Genomic DNA, 18,989 nt, shown 5'->3' with positions numbered 1-18,989 from the left:
ATGGTCGCGTTGTCCCAATCCCCCCGTGCGCTGAAAGGTGGCTTCGTCGTGATGGACGGCGACGGCAAGGCGGTGATCCGAACCATCGTGTTCCAGTTCAACCCCGACAGCCTGACGCGGCGACTGACGCCCGCGGGGGCGCAGTCCGGTGCCGAAGGAACCGCGGCGCTGCGCCTGACCGGCCCGCCGCAGGAAACCCTGACCTTCGAGATCGAACTGGACGCGACCGACAGCTCGGTCGCCCCGGGTGGTCCCGTTCTGGCACCGGGCGAGGAAGGGATCACCGCCGATCTCGCCCTTCTCGAAGTGCTGATCTCGCCCAAGGTGGACGACATGGTGGCGGGGCACGAGATGGCGATGCGCGGGGCGTTGGAAATCCTGCCCCTGCCTTCTCCGCTGGTGCTTCTGGTGCTGGGACCGAACCGGGTGCTGCCGGTCAGGATCACGGATGTGTCGGTGACCGAGGAAGCGTTCGACACCAACCTCGACCCGATCCGCGCGCGTCTGTCCATCGGCACCTCGGTTCTGACGGTGGACGATCTGGCCTGGGGAACGAAAGGGGCCGAGCTTTACATGGCGGCGCTGGCGCGGCGCGAAAAGCGGGCCGAGGGGAAGGGCGGCGCATTGTCGGCGCTCGGCCTGTCGGGAACGCCATGAGGGGAGAGAACGCATGAGCGATCCGGTTCTGCCGACCAGCCGTTACTACACCACGCCCGTTCGCATCGAGGACGGCGAAGGCGGGGATGGCGTGCCGTTTCTGGGCCGGCGGATCATCCCCGCGCGTGATCGGTTCGTGCCTTTGGGCCATGTCGATCTTGCGGGCGACGAGCGGATCGACGCGCTCGCGGCCGAGCGGATGGGCGACCCGCTGCTTTACTGGCGCATCGTGGATGCGGACGGGGCCGACGACCCGGCGCGGGTCACCTCCGAGCCGCGCAAACGGCTGATGCTGCCCCTGCCACTGGAGGCGTCCGGCGATGGCGACACTTAAGGGCGTCTCCCTCTCGCTCAGGATCGGGCCGCTCGCCACATCGCTTGCGCCCGAGCCATTGACCGCGGCCTTGGAAAGCGCCGAAGTGACCGAGGCGACGGGGCGGCGGTCGGGATACCAGATCACCTTCACCTATGGAAAAACCTCGCCCATCGCGACGGAATACCTGCCGTCCGGTATGCTCGATCCGATGAACCGCGTGATCCTCGTCGCGACGCTCGACGGGGTGTCGCGGGTGCTTGCCGACGGGCCGATCAAGCGCCACGACATCACCGCCACGCGCCAGCCGGGGCAGAACCGCCTGACGCTGACGGGCGAGGATATCACGGGCTACATGGACCTGATCGACTTCACCGGGTTTCCGTTCCCGGCGATGCCGCCCTTCGCCCGCGTCGCGCTGATCGTCGCGAAATACGCGATGTATGGCGTCATCCCCATGGTGATCCCCTCGCCGTTCTCGGTGGTCGCGTCCCCCACCGACAAGATCGCGCAGCAGCAGGGGTCGGACTTCGCCTATGTGTCCAAACTGGCCTCGGACGCGGGCTATGTCTTTTACATGAAGCCGGGGCCGGAGGTCGGGACCAACACCGCCTATTGGGGCCCCGAAGTGCGGGTGGGCACGGCACAACCGGCGCTGACGCTCGATTTCGACCAGATGTCCAACCTCGACGAGATGAGCTTCAGCGTCGATGCCAACGTCGCCGAGCTTGCCTTCGGGTTCGTAAAGGCCGGCAATTTCTCGGTTCCGGTCCCGGCGCCGCCGGTGGGCATATTGAAGCCGCCGCTGGCCGGGCGTCCGGTCGTGCCCGGCAAGACCCGGCTTCTGGAAACCGAACGGCTGAGTGCACCCGAAGTGGCCGGGATGATCCTGTCCGGCACCGCCAAGGGCGATCCGGTGCTGGCGAACGGAACCATCGACCTCGCGCGTTATGGCCAGCCGCTCAACGCCCGGCAGCTGGTAGGCCTGCGCGGGGCCGGGCGGGCGCATGACGGGGTCTGGTATGTCTCATCCGTCACCCACTCGCTCACCCGCGGCGCATGGCGCCAGTCGTTCCAACTCGCCCGCGAGGGCCTGATGCCACAGAAAGAGACGGTGACCCCATGACCGACGGACCCAAGTATTTCGGCAAGTACCGTGCGACGGTTCTGAACAACATCGACCCGCAGAACCAGGGCCGGATCATGGTTCAGCTCGGCGACAAGTATGGTGCGTTCCCGTCCACCTGGGCGATGCCCTCCTTTCCCTTCGCGGCCAAGGCGATGGCGGGGATGGTCGCGCTGCCGCAATTGGGCGCAGGCGTCTGGGTCGAGTTCGAGGCGGGCGATCCCGACTACCCGATCTGGTCGGGGGGCTTCTTCCCCGAGATCGGCGGTTTCCCGGCGCTGGCGCTGGCCGGTGCGTCTCCGGTGACGCCCAACATCCATTTCCAGACCACGACCGGAACATCGGTCACGCTGTCGGACAATCCCGCGCAGCAGGTCCTCATCAAGACCGCGACGGGGGCGCTCTTCATGATGGGGGCGGCGGGCACCACGATTTCGAACGGGCAGGGGGCGACCATCGTGATGTCCGGCCCTTCGGTCATCATCAACAACGGCGCGCTTGTCGTGACCTGAAGACGGGGGAAGGGAACATGCTGGGACCGATACTTCACGCCAACACGATCGCCACCTGCCCGCACGGGGGCACGCTGACGATCCTGCCGAAAAGCCCGCGGGTCACCGTTTCCGGGCAGCCGGTCGCGGTGCTGACCGATCCGGGGATGGTGGCGGGCTGCGCCTTTACCCTGCCCAACGGCAAGCCCCAGCCCTGCATCACGACGCGGTGGATCGCGGCGTCCACGCGCGTCACCTCGCTGGGCCAGCCCGTGCTCATCAATCCCCTCTCGGCCCTGTGCCTGTCGGCCGAGCAGATCCCCGGCGGGCCGCCGATCATTTCCGGCTCGCAGACGCGGGTGGTCGCACAATGACCCGTCTGGCCTTTCCCTTCGGTCCCAGCGCCGAGGGCCGTGCGGCGACGCATATGCCGGGCAGCGCCGCCCATGTGCGCGACATGCTGCGGCTCTTGATCCTGACCATGCCGGGCGAACGGGTCATGCGGCCCGCCTTCGGCTCGCCCGTGCGCCAGATGCTGTTCTCCGGCGGTGGCGGGATCGCGACCGAGGCGCTGGCCGCCGCGCTGGAGGCCGGGCTTCAGCAGGAACTGGGGCACCTGATCGTGATCGAGCGCCTGAGCGCGACCTTCGACGGCGACGCGGCCCGGCTCGACGTGGATCTGGCCTATCGGCTACGCGCGACCGGGGCGAGCGACACCTTGACCGTGTCGAAGGCGCTTCCATGATCGGCGCACGCTATACCTGTTGCGACCCGGGGCGCCGGGCGGCGGTGGCGGCCACCGAAGGTCTGACGGGTATCGACTATGTCGAGGTGGCGGTCGGGCGGACCGTGGCGGACCCGACGGAGATCCGCGTCAGACTGGTCTCGCCGCTCCCATTGCCCGGACCTGCGCTGACCGGTCAGAATTTCGCGATCACCGGGGGTATGCGGTTCCCTGCGCCCGTTGTGGCCCCGGCTGTCGAGGCGTTGAAGAACCAACAAAGCGTCCTTGGCTACCGCCTGACCCTGCCGGGCGGGCAACCCACCGATTTCTCGACCTATTCGCTCTCCATCGTCCGGGCGGCGGGCGCGCGCCGTCCCCCGAACGGCTTCGATCCGCGTCTCTCCTCGGTCGAGATTTCGTTCAAACGCGATTGCCCGACCGACTTCGATTGCGCGCCCGAGGACGGCACCCCGCCGCAGAGTTTCGCCATCGAGGCGCTCACCATCGACCGCACCGCACGCGACTGGCCCGCGCTCCGGCGGCAGCTTCTGGACCGGATGGCCGAACTGGTGCCGGGGTTCACGGGGGCCGAGGCCGCGGATTTCACGACCACGCTGGTCGAGGCGTTGGCCTATCGGCTGGATCAGCAAAGCTACCGGCTGGATTGGATCGGGACCGAAGCTTTGCCCAGCACGGCGCGCGAGCCAAGGTCGCTGGTGCGCCACGCACGGCTGGTCGATTACGTCCCGCCGCAGGGGGCCAGCGCACGGGTGCCCGTCGCGGTGACGCTCGGCTCTGGCGGGCCGGAGGGCGCGGTGATGCCCGCCCGGACTCCTATGCTCGTCCGCCAAGGCGACGCGCCGCCGGTGTTGGGGATCGGTGCCTATGCCGCGCGACTTCAGGGCGCGGTGCCGGTGGTGTTCGAGACGTTGGCGGATCTGCCGCTCTGGTCGTGGCGCAACGCGATCGGGTTTCACACGTGGTCCGATGACGCCTGCCTGTTGCCGCGCGGGGCGACGCGGGCGACGCTGGTCGATACCGGGGGCGGCGCCGGGCCGATCCGGGCGGGTGACCTGCTCGTTCTGGTCGAAACGGTGGCGCCGGACACCGGGCTTGCCGCCGATGCCGATCCGCAGCGTCGGCACATGGTGCGCGTGACCCGCGCCGAGCCAGAGGAAGACCTGCTCGCCCCCTCGTTGCGACTGGTCACCGTGACATGGGGGGCGGCAGACGCGCTCCCCTTCGACCTCGTGTTGTCGGCCCGACCCGACGGGGCGAACGCGGCGCGGGGGGCGGTGGCCTGCGCTGCGGTGCTGGGCAATGTGACGCTGGCCGATCACGGCGCATCGCTGCCGCCGCCGGAGCATCTGACCGACGTGGCGCAGAGTGTGGACGTGCCTGCGGAGGCGACCCTGTCCGCGACCGCCGACAGCCTTCGCCCGGTCCTGACCCCGCCTGAGCCCGAGCCGGGGTTCGTCTGGCGGCCCAAGCTGGACCGGGCCGATCTGTCGCGGATCGCGCCCGTGGACCTGACAGCGCCCCCCGACACGGCGCCCGCCGCCGCCTTGATGACGGTTACGCCCGAGGCGGCATTGCCCGCGCTCGACCTGCACGACGATTTCTCGATCTGGCGGACGCGGCGCGATCTGGTGTCCGCAGGCGCGTTCGAGCGCGGCTTCGTGGTCGAGACGACCATCGACGGGCGGGCGGCTCTGCGCTTCGGCGACGGCGTGAACGGGCTGGAACCGGCGCCGGGGTCGACGATCCGGGCGACGGCTCGGATCGGGGTCGGGACACGCGGAAACATCGGGCCGGGCGCGCTGGCGCACAGCGTCCTACCCGTGCCGCTCGAAAGCGCGGCCATCACGATCACCAACCCGCTCGCGGCATCCGGCGGGGCCGATCCCGCCGATGCCGCCACGATCCGCGCCAGCGCGCCCGAGGCGTTCCGGGTGCAGGACCGGGCCATCACGCCCGAGGATTACGCCGAGGTCGCCATGCGCCACCCCGATGTCGTCAACGCGACCGCCATTGCCCGTTGGACCGGCGCTTGGCAGACCATGCTGATCTACGTCGACCGCGCAGAGGGACGACAGGTCGATCCGGGTTTCAGGCGCGAAGTCGAAGACTTCCTCGACCGCTACCGGATGATCGGCTGCGACGTGGCGGTCCGCGCTCCGCGTCCCGCACCGCTCGACATCCACCTCGAGATCTGCGTGACACCCTCGGCGCTGCGGTCCGAGGTGGCCATGGCGGTGCGCGCGGCGCTGCGGCCCACAGGCCCGACAGATGGCTCGCCCGGATTTTTCCATCCGGACCGGCTGACCTTCGGCACGCCGCTCTACCTGTCGGTGCTGGTCGCGACGGTGATGGCGGTCAAGGACGTCGCCAGCGTGACGCCGCGCCGCTTTCAACGTCTGGGCCGCCGCGACGCAGGCGAGTTGCGCGCCGGGGTCATCCGGCCCGCCGAAGCGGAAATCCTCGAACTGGCGGACGACCCGAATTTCCCCGAACGCGGGCGGCTGACCCTGAACATGGGAGGCGGACGATGACCGAGCGTTGCGCCTGTGGCGATATGGGCTGCGGTTGCTCCGAGGGGGCGGCCACCTCGATGCCCGTGGGCGATCCGACCGTCTTTCGCCACGGGGCCATCCGGGAGCGTATGGAGGACCGCATCGGTCGGGTGCGCATCGGCACCGCCGCACCGCTTGCGCCGCTCACCACCCGCGACCCCGCCGACCCCGCTATCGCCCTTATCGACGCCTTCGCGGTCGGGTTGTCGAACCTTGCTTGGAACGCGAACCGCCTGTGGCAGGACGGCTGCCTGAGACTGACGACCGATCGTGACGCGTTGGTCGCATTGGCCGGATTGGTCGGCTATACGCCGCGCCCGGCGATCTCCGCCGTGACGACGCTGGCGTTGACGGTGGACGAGACCGAGGGGGCGCCGGACCGCGTGACGGTGCCGAGGGGGCTGAAATTCGCGACCGTGCCGGGGCAGGACGAGATGCCCGTGACCTTCGAGGCGGACGAGGATGTCTTGGCGCTCCGAAGTCTCAACACCCTGTGGCCGGTGCGCACGCCCGAAATGCCTGTGGTCACCGCCGAGACCGAAACGCTCGTGCTCGCGGGCACGGCGAGCGGCGTTCGCGCGGGCGACATCGTGGCCGCCCAGATCACGCCGTCCAACTGGTTGGTCGCAAGCGTGACCGAGGTCGAGCGACCCGCGCCGACGCCACTGGACGGGGGCGCGCCGGGTGAGATGACGCCTGCGGTGGCCATCCTCACGCTGGGCAATCAGCGCCGCGTGATCGCCGAAGACGCGGCGGGCATCGGTGCCGACCCTTTGACGGTCGTGGTCCTCGGCGAAAAGGCGACCGGGTTCGGCGCAAGCGCGCCCGACATCGCCCTGATGTCCGATGAGGTGCGCAAGGCAAAGGGCGACACGGGCGAGAAGGACGCGACCGAGTGGAAGAATTTCGTCCTGTCACGAGACGGGGCCGCGACGGGGGGATCGGTGGATCTGAACGCGGCCTACGCCAAGGTCCGGGCCGAAGGGCTGGCGCTCTTCTCTTACCCCAACAAGGTCCGCATCGCGCAGGATGGCACGCCCTACCTTCCCGGCACCGACGGGCGGCGCCCCGAAGCCAACCCGGATGTGCCGGAGGGCTACGACGTTCACGCCCCCCGGCACGAACGGCTGACGCGCATCGCCTCGACCCGCGAGCGCGCACGCAGCGATTTCGCGATGGCCTCGGAGGTCACCGAGATCGCGGTCGAGGGCGTCGATCTGAGCACGGCGGAGTTCAGCTTCCGCGACCGGCTGCGCGACACGACGATCCGGCTTGAGACCGGGCGCGAAGCGATGGTGGTCGGCCTGAAGGACGAGGGGCTGCCGCGCGACGGCGCGCGTGACCGGATCGAGGTTCAGGGCGTTCTGGAGGGCCTGTCACCGGGGCGGCGGATCATCCTCGAAGGCACGCTTTTCGGCGCCGGTTCACATGGGGCCGAAGTCGCGGTTCTGGCACGGGTCGAACCGGGGCCGGGGATGACGACGCTGGTGTTCACCGCGCCGCTCGCCAACACCTTCCACGCCGCCGGGCTGCGGCTGCGCGGCAATTGCGTGTCCGCGTCTCAGGGCGAAACCACGATCCCGGCGACCGAGACGCTGGGCACCGCGAACCCGGCCCGTACCCTGCAACGGTTCGCGCTTGGCACCGGACCGCTGGCCCATGTGCCTGCGCCGGGCGCGCGCGGATACGCCCCCGCGCTCGACATCCGCGTCGGAGGGCGGCTTTTCGACGAAAGCGACACGCTCCTCGGCAAGACCGGGGCGGACCGGACCTACCGGGTTCATCCGCCAAAGCCCGGTGGGCGCGGCACGTCCGAGGTGCAGTTCGCCGGACGATTGCCGGGCGGGGGGCAGGCGGTGACCGCCGCCTATCGCACCGGGGGCGGGATCGCGGGCAATGTGGATGCCGGGCGGATCGAAACGATCATGACGCCGGTTCTGGGCCTGAAATCCGCGACGAACCCGATCCCCGCGACCGGCGGGTCGGACCGTGAGGGCATCGAAGACATCCGGGTCGCGGCCCCCGCCTCGGTGCGGGCCTTGGACCGGGTCGTCTCGCGCGGGGATTATGAGGCCTTCGCAGGCGACTATCGCGGTGTCGGAAAAGCGATGGCGACGGTGCTGCGCGACGGGATGCGCGAGGTCATGGTCATCACCATCGCGACGACCGAGATCGCGCCGCCCGTGCCCGGTTCGGCCCTGCCCACCGATCTGGGCGCGGCGTTGCGGGCCGCCGGACCGCCCGGACGGGCCATCAGGATCGAGGGTTTCGATGCGCTTGAGGTGTCCGTGACGCTCGCCCTTGCCCATGATCCCGCGCTGGACCGCGAGACTGTGGAGGCGGCGATCCGCGCCAAGCTGGCACAGGCGTTTTCGCCCGCCGCACGCGCCTTTGGCGCCGCGCTCCACGCGTCCGAGGTTCTGGCCGCCGCGCAGGCCGTTGAGGGTGTGGTCGCGTTGCGGGTCGTCACGCTGACCTCGGCGGCGCCCGGCGGGTTCAGCCCGGCGCAGGCGCGGCTGCCCTGTCCGGTTCCCCGGTTCGAAGGGCGGTCGTTCCGGCGAGGCGGGCTGCTTTACTTCACCGCCGACACGATCACGTTCGAGGAGATGGTGCCATGACCTCCACCCGGTCCCCCGAGATCACGCAGGAGCGGCGCGACGATGTGGCTGCGCGGCTTTACGCCCTGCTTCCGGCCGACATCCGGGCCGAAGACGCGGCGCAGGGCCGGGCGCTCGAGGCGTTCATCGCTGTCCTCGCGCAAGGCAGCGCCGAGATCGACCGCGAGCTTGATCGCCTCCATGACGCGCTGTTCGTCGAGACGGCCCCGGAGGACGCTTTGACCGAACTGGGCGCGCTGGTCGCGGCGGAACCGATGAACCCCTTGCCAAAGGGTGCCGGCTGGAATGCGCGGGCATTCATCGCGAATACGATCCGCTATCGCCGTGGCAAGGGCACGGCGCGGGTTCTGGCCGCGCTGGCCGCCGATATCACGGGCGAAGGCGCTCAGGCGGTCGAGGTGTTCCGGCGGCTGGTCCGGTTGCAGCATCTGGCGGACCTGCGCGGCGATCGTCCCGGCCTTGCCTCGCTTGTCGACGGCGAGGCGCGGGCGCGGGTCGGCACGGCGCAGGATGCGCTGCCGCGCGTTTCGGACCTCCGGTCGATCTCGCGCGCCGGGGGGCGCGGCTTCGTGCCGTCTGTGGGGCTGCACCTTCTCCGCCCGGTCGTCCCGGTCTTCGCCGCCCCGGACACACGCGGCCTCGACCGTGATGCGTTGCCCGCCGAAGACGTCGCCGCGCTCCCCCCGATGCAGCCTTGGCCGGTGGGTGAACCTCCCACGCAAAAGGCCGGGTATTTTCAACTCGCCCCGATGCCGGGCGAACCGATCCGCCTGTTCAACCCCGACCGCCGCAGCGACGGGGATGAGGCGACGGGTGGCAGCGTTCGGCCCGAACGGATGCCCGACCGGCTGCGCCGCCTGCCGCTTCACCGTGAGACCGACGCCTTGCGCCTGGCCTATGCGCAAGGGGAGGGCGGGTGGCCTGTCGCGGGCCAGTGGTTCGACCCGCTGAACCCGGCTTTCACGCTGTTCATCCGGGCGAAGGGGCAGGCTACGTTTCGTCAGATCCCGGCGCGGGAGGTGCTGATCGCCAACTTCGACGAAGCGCCCGCAAAGCGTCCCGCCCCGGAGCGGGCCTACGAATGGGTGCGACCCGGCGAAACGGTCGCCTCCACGGGTGCCGCGCCGATTTCCGCGGCCTTCGATCCGGTGACGGGGCGGCTGGTGCTGCCCGTGGGTGTCGAGGCCGATGAGGTGCGTGTCGCCTATGCCACCGGGATCGGGCGGCCCATCGGGGCCGGACCGCATGAACGCAACGCCCCGGACGTGCCGTTCGAACTGGTGGACGGCGCGGGGCGAACCCATTTCATCCGCATCGTCGACGGATCTCGGGCGAGCGAACCGGAGCCGGGCAAGGCCGTGCGCCGGGTCGAAACCCTGCAACAGGCGCTGGCCGACTGGAGCGCACATGGCGACCGGCCCGGCACCGTCGGGGTCATCGTGCTGGCCCGATCCGACCGCGATGCCCGCACCGCGAACCTGACGATCAAGACCCACCCCGGCACCGAACTGACGCTGGTCGCCGCCCAATGGCGACCGCAGGTGGCGCGCCCCGGCGTGCCGGTGGAGGCGAACCGCCACGGCTATCTCGTGCGGCGGGAGCGGATGTTCACGCTGGCCGCCGCCATTCAGGTCGAGCCAAGCCGCGCGCCCGGCACGACCCGCTCCGACGCGGAAGAAATCGGGACACTGACGCTTGACGGGATCGCCTTTACACGCGGCATCACCACCGCGCCGCATTCCGTCAGTGCGCTCGCCCTGCGTCATTGCAGCATCCGGGCAAAACCGACGCGCGCCGCGCTGAATGTTCGGCCGGGCCAGCCGATTTCCGTGACCATCGAGGACTCGCTCATAGACCATGCCCGCGTCTGGAGCTCCAGCAAATACGGCGATGCGCGTGGGAGCCGGCTCACGCTGCGGCGTTCCATCGTCGGGGGCTCGCCGGAGAAGTCGCTACATTTGAAAGCGCCTCAGGCCGACGTGACGGTCTGCGACGCGACGATTCTGGGCCATGTCGAGGTCGGCACGCTGGACGCGACGAATACGATCTTTGCGGGGAGCCTGAAGGTGATCCGCCATCAGGTCGGCTGTATGCGGTATTCCTACTCCGCCACCTCGCAGGCGCTTCCAAAACGGTTCCTTTGCCAGCCCGACCTTGCGTTACAGGCGGCGCGATCCGAGGGGCCGGTGTCGGCAGCACAGGCCGAGGCCATCGCGCTGGGGCTGGCGCCCGTGTTCTATGACACCGATCTTTGCGAACCGATGGTGGGGGTTCTGCATCCGTTGACCGACCCCGGTATCCGTGCGGGGGGCGAAGCGGACACGGAAATGGGGGCCTTTGCGCCGACCGGCACCCCGATCCGGCGCGCGAACCTGACCCGCGCGCTTGACAGTTACCTGCCCTTCGGCGCCGAAGCCGAGATTTTCGACGACAGCCTTTCCAGCTCCGCAATGTATTGGAGACATCGCCCATGACCATTCGCAACGATGCTTCGCGTCACCTGTTCCGGCCCGAGGACAAGCGCGCCCCGCGCCGGGTCGTCCCGCGTCAGGGTCAGGTGCTTCTGGACACCGACCTGTCGCACAGCGCCGAGTTGCCGCTCTACAGGATCGAACGGGAGACGGCCGAGACGCTGGGCCCCGATGACCGGCTCTTGGTGACGGGGCGGGCGTTCGAGCCGCGCAAGTCGGGGCAGTCCATAGAGTTTTCGCGCGGCGCGGCCTATCTGGCCGGCACGCGGATCGAGAACCCCGACGACGTCACGCTTGGCGGGCAGCCGAACCCTGTCGACCTGCAATCCGCCCCCGGCGATACCTTCGCCTATGTGCTCAAGACGGTGGAGCGTTACGTCGATCCGGTCGAGGACGCGGCCTATGCCGACAAGGCGCTTGGCGATGCCGAGGCCGCCGGGCGCGCGATGCAGGACTGGCAGATCCTGATCCTGCCGCTGCCCGACAAGACACAATGCGCCAGTCTGATGCACACCGACGTCTGGCGCGGCATGGCGAGCCATTCCACCGGGCGGCTTTCCGTCGATGTGGCCGCTGCGGCGACGGTGGCGGACCCCTGCACGATCCTGCCGGAGGGCGGTTTTTCCGGGCTTGAGAACCTGATGTACCGGGTGGAGGTGCATGGCGGCGAACCCTTGGCCGAACATGCGCCGGATGACGGGCGGGTTTACGGTCTGAAGGGGCTGAAGCTGAAAGTGTCCCGGCGCAATGCCTCGACCCTCGTGCGGATCGACGAGATGTCCGGGGCCGAACTGCGTGTGTCGCCGCCCGCCCGCGACCCGAGGACGTGGTTCGCGCCGGGCACCTATGCCGAGATCGTCACGCCGCAGGACGACATCGACCCGACCGCCGCGCAGGCGGTCGAGGGTGGGGCCGGGCGGCTCTTCGCGGTGACGCGCGCGACCGAGGATCGGGTGACGCTGGCCGCCACCCCTGCCGACATCGCGGCGACCGGGGCGCTGGGCAACGGCGACTGGTTCCTCAGGCTCTGGGACCGTATGCCGGACGGTGCGGGCGTGGTCGTTGTCGAAGATATCGACAATGACGGGCGGTCCAAGCCGCTGGACATCGGCCTCGGCCTGTCGCTGACCCTTGGTGGGGGCGAGGATGCGGTGTTCCGGCGCGGCGATTTCTGGACCTTCACCGCACGGGCGGACGGCAGTATCGACTGGCCCGAAGGCGCGTTCGAGGTGCCGCACGGCCCGTGGCGCAAGTATGCGCCGATCGGGATCTTCGGAAGTGGCCACCCCACCTTCAAGGTCGAGGATTGCCGGATCATCCTTCCGACCCTGTCCGACCGGATACTGGCCTATCAAGGCGGTGACGGCCAAAGCCTGTTTCCCGAGACCGAGGACAGGTTCCAGCCCTTACCGGGCAAGCTGCGCCTTGCCGTGATGCGCGGCGAGCAGCCAGTGCCGGGTGCCCGGATCGAGTGGTCGTCGGTCGACGATTTCTCGGCCGGGCAGATCGAAGGTCAGGGTATCAAGCCCTCGGACCCGGCGGTGACCTATGCCGATAAACAGGGGCGGGTGGAGGTGACTTGGAGCCTCGACATCGGGGCCGCGGAAAAACCGCACGGTCTGCGCGCCACCTTGGACGGCGGCGCGGGGCCGGGCCAGTCGGTGATGTTCACCGCCGATGTGAACACCGCCGCACGCACGCTCTACCGTAACGACGATGCCGTGTGCCCGGACCTAAAAGGTCTGCGCACGGTGCAGGAGGCCATCGATGCCCTGTGTCAGCGCGCGGTCGCCGCGCCGGACCTTCCCCGCGTCATCGCGGTGAACTGGCCCAACGACGGGTTCGTCACGATCAAGGATTTCATGGACGACGGCCTTCGGTTCACCTTCAACGAGCGGCTCGACCGCAACTGCGTGGAAGCGCAATACGCGTGCTGGGTGAAACTCGTGATGGCGAACGACGCCGCCCAAGGCACCGGCGCGCCCCCGATGCTCGAAGTCGTCATGGTCGGGGAACTCGCCTTTCTGAAAAAGGAGGACGAGGAGACGCATGAAAAGATCGACCGCCACGTTCTGATCTGGACGCCCAAGGCGGACGCGGCGAACCTTGAAAGCGTCATGAAAGAGGCCGGGTTCGAATGGGTCGCCGGAACCAATTCGTTCCGGGTTCTCGTGCAACTCGACGCCTCCACCATCTATGCCAGCGACAAGACCGGGACGGCGCCCCGGCATATGAACGGGTCGGTGTCGACCGAACTCACCGGAAGCCCTGCGCGGCACGGCTTCCGGCTCGACGAGGACGGGAACATCGCGGCAGGCGATGCGGCGACGAGCTGCGATTTCAAAAGCTGGTTCTATCTGACCGAGTAGGGGCGAAAATGACATACGACTTCGATTTCACAGACTGGGCACCGGGATCGGTGCTGACCAATTTCATGCTGTCCAGCAGCCCCGCGAACATCTGGGACAAGACCGGCAAGGGGGCCGTTTTCGGAACCGGGTTCGTGGACAGCAACGGGACGACGGTGACGAACGGGCAGGCAGAGATGCATCCGGCAGGGCATCACCCGTCGATGCAGGGCCAGTATGCCGAAGCGAACCGGTTCGCCTTCGTCTACACCGCGCCACGCCACGTGACCTTGAGCCGGCTCGCGTTTCGCTGCGTGGATGCGGGGGGCAGCGCGAACCTGTCGGTGAACGGCCGGTTTCTGTCCGTCAGCGACATGCATCAGGTCGACGGCGTCGATTTCGACGGCGCGCTGGCCTCCGTCGCTGTTGACAGTTCGGTGCCGGGCGATCCGGTGTTGACCGTGACATTGACCGGCGTGATCTATCCGAAGAATTTCTTCGGCCATGTGGTGTTTGGCGGGGCCGAACTTCTCGTGGACCGGGTCACCTGCGACGAGGCTTGAGGGCCGGGCTGATACCCGATGCCGGGGCTCACAGCGGGTCGATGTCGAGGTAGAGCACGACGTCCTGAAAATCGTCGTCGCTCGACCCCAGCCGCAGCTGATCTTCGAAGCCGATCCGGATCGCGCCCCGCCCATCCGACGAAATGCCGGAGACGACATGGTGCGCGCCATCCGGGTTGAGCGTCGGGTCGTGGCTGAAGAACACCCGAAGGCCGTCGAGCGCGGCACCGTTACTGGCAAGATGGAAGCCGCCCGACCCATCTAGCTGGAACGAGAAGGCGTCGGCATCGAACACGCTGGCCTCGATCTGGCGTGCGCCGTCCTTGACGAGGAAAAACCCGATGTCGTTCTCGGGCGTGCTGACGGACAGGGCAATCGGCCCGGTGGCCGTCCAGGCATCGCGGGCCAGAATTGCGACATGGCCGAGATTGCCGGACGGATCGATTTCGTAGATGCCCACGCTGTTACGGGCCGAGGACAGCGCCCCCGCCTCGAACGTGACCGTCATGCCGCCGATATTGTGCCCGGAAAAGAACGCCGGGGCCGTCACGCCGTTGATGTCGTCAGGGTCCACCCTCGCGCCTTCCGACAGGTCGGGAAGGTGCGCCTCGAAGGTGATCGTGGTGCCGTCAGCGCCGCGTGAGACAAGAAAATCGCCATCCGCGAGCGGAGGGAGCGTGATGCGCCCTTCGGGTGTCCCGTCCCTATCGACGTCGATAATGAGGGTGCCGTCGATATCCACCGACACGTTCGCACGGGTGAACGCGCGGTCGGTGATGAGGATGGCGTCGTCCGCGCCGAAGCCGGGGATCGTGTCGCCCAGCAGCGTGTCCAGTGTGCCCGCGATCAGGTTGCGCCCCGGCAGGAGGGTCAGGCTCTCGACCTCGCTGGCGGTCGCGACCCGGTTGGCCGGCCCGTCCCCTGCCACCACGTCGAGCACCAGATCGGCGATACCGCCCGTCGCTATCCCGAGCGAGGTATGGGCGACCGCAACCGTCAGCGCGCCCTGAGCCACCGACATGGCCTGTTCCGGCGGCAGGTAGACCCGTCCTTCCGTCTCGCCGTGGGCGATGTGGATGCGGGCGAACAGGTCGTCGAACGCAGGGGCGGCGGCCCCGGTGAAGGCGAGATCGACGAATTGCGGACCCACGGAGGGCGCGTCCGTCGTCAGCACGATTTCGAGGAGCGTGTCGCCGGTCTCATAAACCCCGGGCGCCGGGCTGCTCAAAACGCCGCCCACGGCGCGGGAACGATCCACCGTCACGTCGAGTAGGAAAATCCCCGCCTCGCCGAAGTCGGATCGGGCGAACTGGCGGTCCCGGTCGTAGACCTCCAACCGCACCTGATCCGTGGTCGCGGCGCTGCCCGAGGTGTGGACATAGGCGACCCGTCCGGCGGCGAGATCGGCAAGGCTGAAGACGCTGCCCTGATCCAGAAGCGTGGTGCCGAGGGCGATGAACCCGATCTCGGGCCGGTTCGCCACGCGCAGAAACACGTCCTCGGGCGCGCTGTCGCTGTCGGTTACGGGAATGTCGCCGACGCTCAGAATGATGCCGGTGTTCGCCAGCACGCCGACCGCTGCCGACCCGGCCCCCAGCACGGGTGCCGTGACATGGTCGGTGACGGTCGGGGTCAGCGTGTCCGGGGCAGGGCGCGGCGCGGGGTTCGTGCCCACCGGGTCGAAGTCGGTTTCGGTCTCGGTCGCGCCGTGGATCTGTGACGAGGCGATGCGATGCTCGCGAACGACGAGGTCTTGCAGAGATATGTCGAGTGGGATCGCGCCTGCGCTGTCCGAGACGACGAGATCGACGTCGCGCAGCGTGCTGACGAGTTCGCCGCGCGCGCCGGACACGCCGAAGTTGGGGTCGAAGTAACTCGTGACGTTGCGTACCGTGCTTGCGGTTTCGGCGACATCCACCGCGCCCAGTGCCGAAAAGTCGAAATCGACCGCACCGCGCGACAGAAAGCGATGCACCCCATCCTCGCCCATGCCTTCGAACACGAAGGACTCGATGCTCGCGAATTCGAGGGTGCCGATGATGCCGCCGCCCGTGTCGAGATACTCGATCCGGCCGTCGGTCTCGGTGTCGAACACCACGTTCAGGCGTGCCGGAATGACCCGAACGCCGCTGTCCAACTCGTCCGCGAACAGATAGTCGCGCAGGCCGGACCGAACATCGCCGGGGGCGATGAAATCCGGTGACGCGCGGAAGAGGCCGCTCAGATCGACGCGCAGCGTATCGGTGTCTGCGCCGCCTTCGACGCGCCCCGTGACCATGCCGCCCCGATTGGCGATCACCGCGTCCGAGGTGAAGTTCTGCGGGTCGAGATACCTGTTGGTGGCGATATGGATGATGTCGTCGCCGTCGCCCGCGTCGAGCGTCAGGTTGCCCGCGAGCTTGGTCAGCAGGTCCGCGCCGGCTCCTCCGTCGACCGTATCGTCACCCGTGCCCGCGGCCACGATATCGTCGCCGTCCCCCCCGTCGAACATGTCGTCGCTTTGGGCGATGAAGTCGAAGCCCGAGGCGGTGTCATGGGCGCGGAAGTAGTGGTCGATGATGATGTCTTCGCCGTCGCCGCCCTCGGCCCAGACGCTCGCGCGTTGCCGTCCGAGGTTCACGTCGCTCAATTCGACGCGGATCACGTCATGCCCGGTGCCGCCCGCGACTTCGGTCAGGGCCGAGGCCGCCACGGCGGCGGCATAGTCGGGCTGGAAAATGTCGAGCCAGATCGCCTCGCTCACCGTGATCCGGTCGTCGTCCGCGCCCCCGTCCAGACGCGAGAAGGCCTGACCGATCAGCTCGTCGTCGCCGTCACCGCCAAAGGCCTCGCCGGTGAATTGCGTGAGTTTGAGGATGTCGTTTCCGGTCTCGCCGAAGATCGACACGCCGCGCTGGGCGGGCGGTAGGAAGTCGAAGAAATCTCCGACGACTTCGAGCCAGTCGTTCCCGATCCCGCCCGAGATCGTCTTGCCCGAAACCCCGTTGTCGGCGATGCGCACGGTCGCGGAATCGTCGCCGTCGCCCGCGAGCAGTCCCCATCCGATTTCGGTGAGCCCGTTGGTGCCGCGCGCCACGATGTCGTCACCGTCGCCGAGGACCAGCATCATCGCCCCGCCGCCCTGCATCCGGTCGTCGTCCGCGCCCAGATCGACGAGGCCGACACCGCTGATTGGATCGAAAGGCGTGGATGAGATCGGCGCGCCCACGTCCTCCACCCGGTCTGACCCCGCCCCGGTGCGCAACGTTGTGACGGTGCCGCCGCCTGACAGCGCGGTGAACACGCGGTCGTTGTCCTCGCCCGTGTCCACGATGGCGCCCGCGCTATGGAACACCACCTCGATCGTGTCGTCGCCCGTGCCGCCGGTCACGGTCCCGATCGCCTCGATGTAATCGTTGCCGGGTCCGCCGTCCTGCACGACGGTCGCGACCGCCGGTGCTTCGCGCAGGATGTCGTCGCCTTGCCCGCCGCGCATGGTGATCGTGTCGCCCGCCGTGAAGCCCGAGAAATCGCCGCCGAGCACCCGAATCTCGTCATTTCCGGGCGTGCCTTCCGCATCCGGGTCGGCCAGCGTGACGAGCACGGGCGACCCCTCCGGCACCGGCACCTCCCGGATCAGTGTCAGCTGGTAGGGCAGGTCGAACGGGCCGGTCGTCAGCGTGACCTCGCGGCTCTGACTGTCGAGCTTGATGACGTCGAGGAAGTTCAGTCCACCGTCCGGCACCTGCTCGGCCCAGAGCGCCTCGGAGACGAAGTTCGAGATGACGGCGTCGGGCGAGAACACCTCGCCGGGGTTACTGAGCGAGACCGTCTTGATCTGGAACTTCGCCTGCCCGGCGGTCGCGCTTAGCGACATGACCGGGGCCAGCCTTAGATCGCTGGTGAATGTCCCCGTCATGCTAAATTGCACGGTCGGGCGTTCGCCGGGTTCGAGCGCGTCGAGTTCAGCATCGGTGAAGGTCATCGGGTCCGACAGGGTCGCGATCCGCGTCACGTCACCGACCGTCACCTGATACTCGATCTCGCCCGGTTCGAACCGGATATCCTGCAACAGCTCCAGCCCGAGGTTGAAGGTGGAATCGAAGACCACCACCTCGGCATTCGGGGCCAGCGGCAGGGCGTCGTAGGCGTCCTTGAGTTTGTCGCGAAGTCGCGCGGGTATGGCGAGGTGCCTGAGGGTCGTGTCGAAGACGTCGACCTCCAGCACGTCGATGAACCCGAAAAGCTCCACGTATTTCGCCAGCGCCTCGCCCCCGATACCGCCGGTCGGCACGGTGGCGGCGACGAAGGCGCCAAGGGTCTGCGCGAGGGCGTCGAGGTCGAATTGCGCGTCGATCAGCGGGCCGGACTTGACCGTCAGGTCGATGACGGGTGCGCCGCCCGACGTCCCGGCACTCTCGCCCGGTGCGTAGGCTACATCGACCGGCGTCGCGTTGAGCGGGTTCAGAATGATGTCGATCAGCCCATCGACCGCCACGATCTGCGTGTTGCTGGCCATGTCGGGCAGGTAATCGGCGGTGTCGAACAGCGTCAGCCGCCACTCCTTGCCGGTCGCATCGGCAAGGCTGACCGAGCCGGAGCCGATGTCGTAGCTTTCGCCGTTCTCGAACCACGGGAGGTGGGCCTTCACGTCGGTATAATCGACCTGACCGTCGAGGTAGAGTTCGGCCTTGAGATCCGAGGTGAACACCTCGCCCGTGAACTGCGCCGCCGCGGTGTTGCTGCCGAAGGCGAAGGTGACATCGGCGTCGTTCAGCCGTTCATGGTCACCGAGGTAGAACAGGTTGAGGTCGTAACTCACGGCGCCCGTGTTCAGGGCCGAGGCCGGGGTATAGACGACGCCGGTATCGAAGCTGGCCGTGGCGGACCCGCTGACGAGGCCGGACCCTTCGGGGATGTCGAACAGATCGAAGCTCGGGTCGATGAGGTCGGCCAGACCCAACCTGTATTCCGCCTCGGACAGTGCCGCGAACAGGTTGCCGCCCCCCAGGCTCGAAAATGAAATGTCGAATGTATCGAAAGCCCGCAGGCTCGTTAAATCTGACAATAGGCCCCCCGGCTCGAATGCTCCGTTCCAATAGCCTGAAACAATCCGGTAACTATGG

At 68.2% G+C, this 18,989-nt stretch carries 12 protein-coding genes; 11 read left to right on the top strand and 1 reads right to left on the bottom strand.

What is annotated here, in order from left to right; all coding sequences use genetic code 11:
* From RB2654_RS07060 to RB2654_RS07010, 11 genes are read left to right on the top strand one after another with little or no spacing between them, the layout of a single operon-like run.
* Entirely contained in the window at positions 1-657 is a 657-nt protein-coding gene (locus RB2654_RS07060; protein WP_008329999.1) for a hypothetical protein, read from the top strand.
* Positions 658-670: 13 nt separating this feature from the next.
* A complete protein-coding gene (locus RB2654_RS07055) occupies positions 671-991 on the top strand; it encodes a hypothetical protein (RefSeq protein WP_008329997.1) in 321 nt (106 codons plus the stop codon).
* A complete protein-coding gene (locus RB2654_RS07050; protein ID WP_040884526.1) occupies positions 978-2,096 on the top strand; it encodes a hypothetical protein in 1,119 nt (372 codons plus the stop codon). Before RB2654_RS07055 ends, RB2654_RS07050 begins: the two co-directional genes overlap by 14 nt.
* On the top strand, positions 2,093-2,608 hold the full coding sequence (locus tag RB2654_RS07045; protein WP_008329988.1) for a phage baseplate assembly protein V: 516 nt from the start codon (positions 2,093-2,095) through the stop codon (positions 2,606-2,608). Before RB2654_RS07050 ends, RB2654_RS07045 begins: the two co-directional genes overlap by 4 nt.
* A 17-nt stretch (positions 2,609-2,625) precedes the next feature.
* Positions 2,626-2,961 carry a hypothetical protein gene (locus tag RB2654_RS07040; protein ID WP_008329987.1) on the top strand — a complete coding sequence of 112 codons (336 nt, stop codon included), beginning with the start codon at positions 2,626-2,628 and terminating at the stop codon, positions 2,959-2,961.
* Positions 2,958-3,332 carry a GPW/gp25 family protein gene (locus RB2654_RS07035; RefSeq protein WP_008329986.1) on the top strand — a complete coding sequence of 125 codons (375 nt, stop codon included), beginning with the start codon at positions 2,958-2,960 and terminating at the stop codon, positions 3,330-3,332. The genes RB2654_RS07040 and RB2654_RS07035 overlap by 4 nt, the downstream gene beginning before the upstream one ends.
* Positions 3,329-5,863: a baseplate J/gp47 family protein gene (locus tag RB2654_RS07030; protein WP_008329985.1), complete on the top strand. Its 2,535-nt coding sequence runs from the start codon at positions 3,329-3,331 to the stop codon at positions 5,861-5,863. The genes RB2654_RS07035 and RB2654_RS07030 overlap by 4 nt, the downstream gene beginning before the upstream one ends.
* Entirely contained in the window at positions 5,860-8,502 is a 2,643-nt protein-coding gene (locus RB2654_RS07025; protein ID WP_008329984.1) for a baseplate J/gp47 family protein, read from the top strand. Before RB2654_RS07030 ends, RB2654_RS07025 begins: the two co-directional genes overlap by 4 nt.
* On the top strand, positions 8,499-10,976 hold the full coding sequence (locus RB2654_RS07020) for a hypothetical protein (RefSeq protein ID WP_008329983.1): 2,478 nt from the start codon (positions 8,499-8,501) through the stop codon (positions 10,974-10,976). The genes RB2654_RS07025 and RB2654_RS07020 overlap by 4 nt, the downstream gene beginning before the upstream one ends.
* Positions 10,973-13,342: a DUF6519 domain-containing protein gene (locus tag RB2654_RS07015; RefSeq protein ID WP_008329982.1), complete on the top strand. Its 2,370-nt coding sequence runs from the start codon at positions 10,973-10,975 to the stop codon at positions 13,340-13,342. The genes RB2654_RS07020 and RB2654_RS07015 overlap by 4 nt, the downstream gene beginning before the upstream one ends.
* Positions 13,343-13,350: 8 nt before the next feature.
* On the top strand, positions 13,351-13,884 hold the full coding sequence (locus RB2654_RS07010; protein ID WP_008329981.1) for a hypothetical protein: 534 nt from the start codon (positions 13,351-13,353) through the stop codon (positions 13,882-13,884).
* Positions 13,885-13,912: 28 nt separating this feature from the next.
* Here the strand turns inward: RB2654_RS07010 and RB2654_RS07005 are convergent, their stop codons facing one another.
* Positions 13,913-18,931: a cadherin-like domain-containing protein gene (locus RB2654_RS07005; RefSeq protein WP_008329980.1), complete on the bottom strand. Its 5,019-nt coding sequence runs from the start codon at positions 18,929-18,931 to the stop codon at positions 13,913-13,915.
* Positions 18,932-18,989: the final 58 nt, after the last annotated feature.

Source organism: Maritimibacter alkaliphilus HTCC2654, assembly GCF_000152805.1.
In the GTDB taxonomy this organism is placed as follows: domain Bacteria; phylum Pseudomonadota; class Alphaproteobacteria; order Rhodobacterales; family Rhodobacteraceae; genus Maritimibacter; species Maritimibacter alkaliphilus.
The sequence above is the reverse complement of the archived record's forward strand: the minus strand, read 5'-3'. Positions and strand labels throughout refer to the sequence as shown.

Coding starts and splice junctions, on each gene's coding strand:
- RB2654_RS07015 (WP_008329982.1), top strand. CDS start 10,973: ATGACCATTCGCAACGATGCTTCGCGTCACCTGTTCCGGCCCGAGGAC.
- RB2654_RS07025 (WP_008329984.1), top strand. CDS start 5,860: ATGACCGAGCGTTGCGCCTGTGGCGATATGGGCTGCGGTTGCTCCGAG.
- RB2654_RS07055 (WP_008329997.1), top strand. CDS start 671: ATGAGCGATCCGGTTCTGCCGACCAGCCGTTACTACACCACGCCCGTT.
- RB2654_RS07010 (WP_008329981.1), top strand. CDS start 13,351: ATGACATACGACTTCGATTTCACAGACTGGGCACCGGGATCGGTGCTG.
- RB2654_RS07045 (WP_008329988.1), top strand. CDS start 2,093: ATGACCGACGGACCCAAGTATTTCGGCAAGTACCGTGCGACGGTTCTG.
- RB2654_RS07035 (WP_008329986.1), top strand. CDS start 2,958: ATGACCCGTCTGGCCTTTCCCTTCGGTCCCAGCGCCGAGGGCCGTGCG.
- RB2654_RS07030 (WP_008329985.1), top strand. CDS start 3,329: ATGATCGGCGCACGCTATACCTGTTGCGACCCGGGGCGCCGGGCGGCG.
- RB2654_RS07060 (WP_008329999.1), top strand. CDS start 1: ATGGTCGCGTTGTCCCAATCCCCCCGTGCGCTGAAAGGTGGCTTCGTC.
- RB2654_RS07020 (WP_008329983.1), top strand. CDS start 8,499: ATGACCTCCACCCGGTCCCCCGAGATCACGCAGGAGCGGCGCGACGAT.
- RB2654_RS07050 (WP_040884526.1), top strand. CDS start 978: ATGGCGACACTTAAGGGCGTCTCCCTCTCGCTCAGGATCGGGCCGCTC.
- RB2654_RS07040 (WP_008329987.1), top strand. CDS start 2,626: ATGCTGGGACCGATACTTCACGCCAACACGATCGCCACCTGCCCGCAC.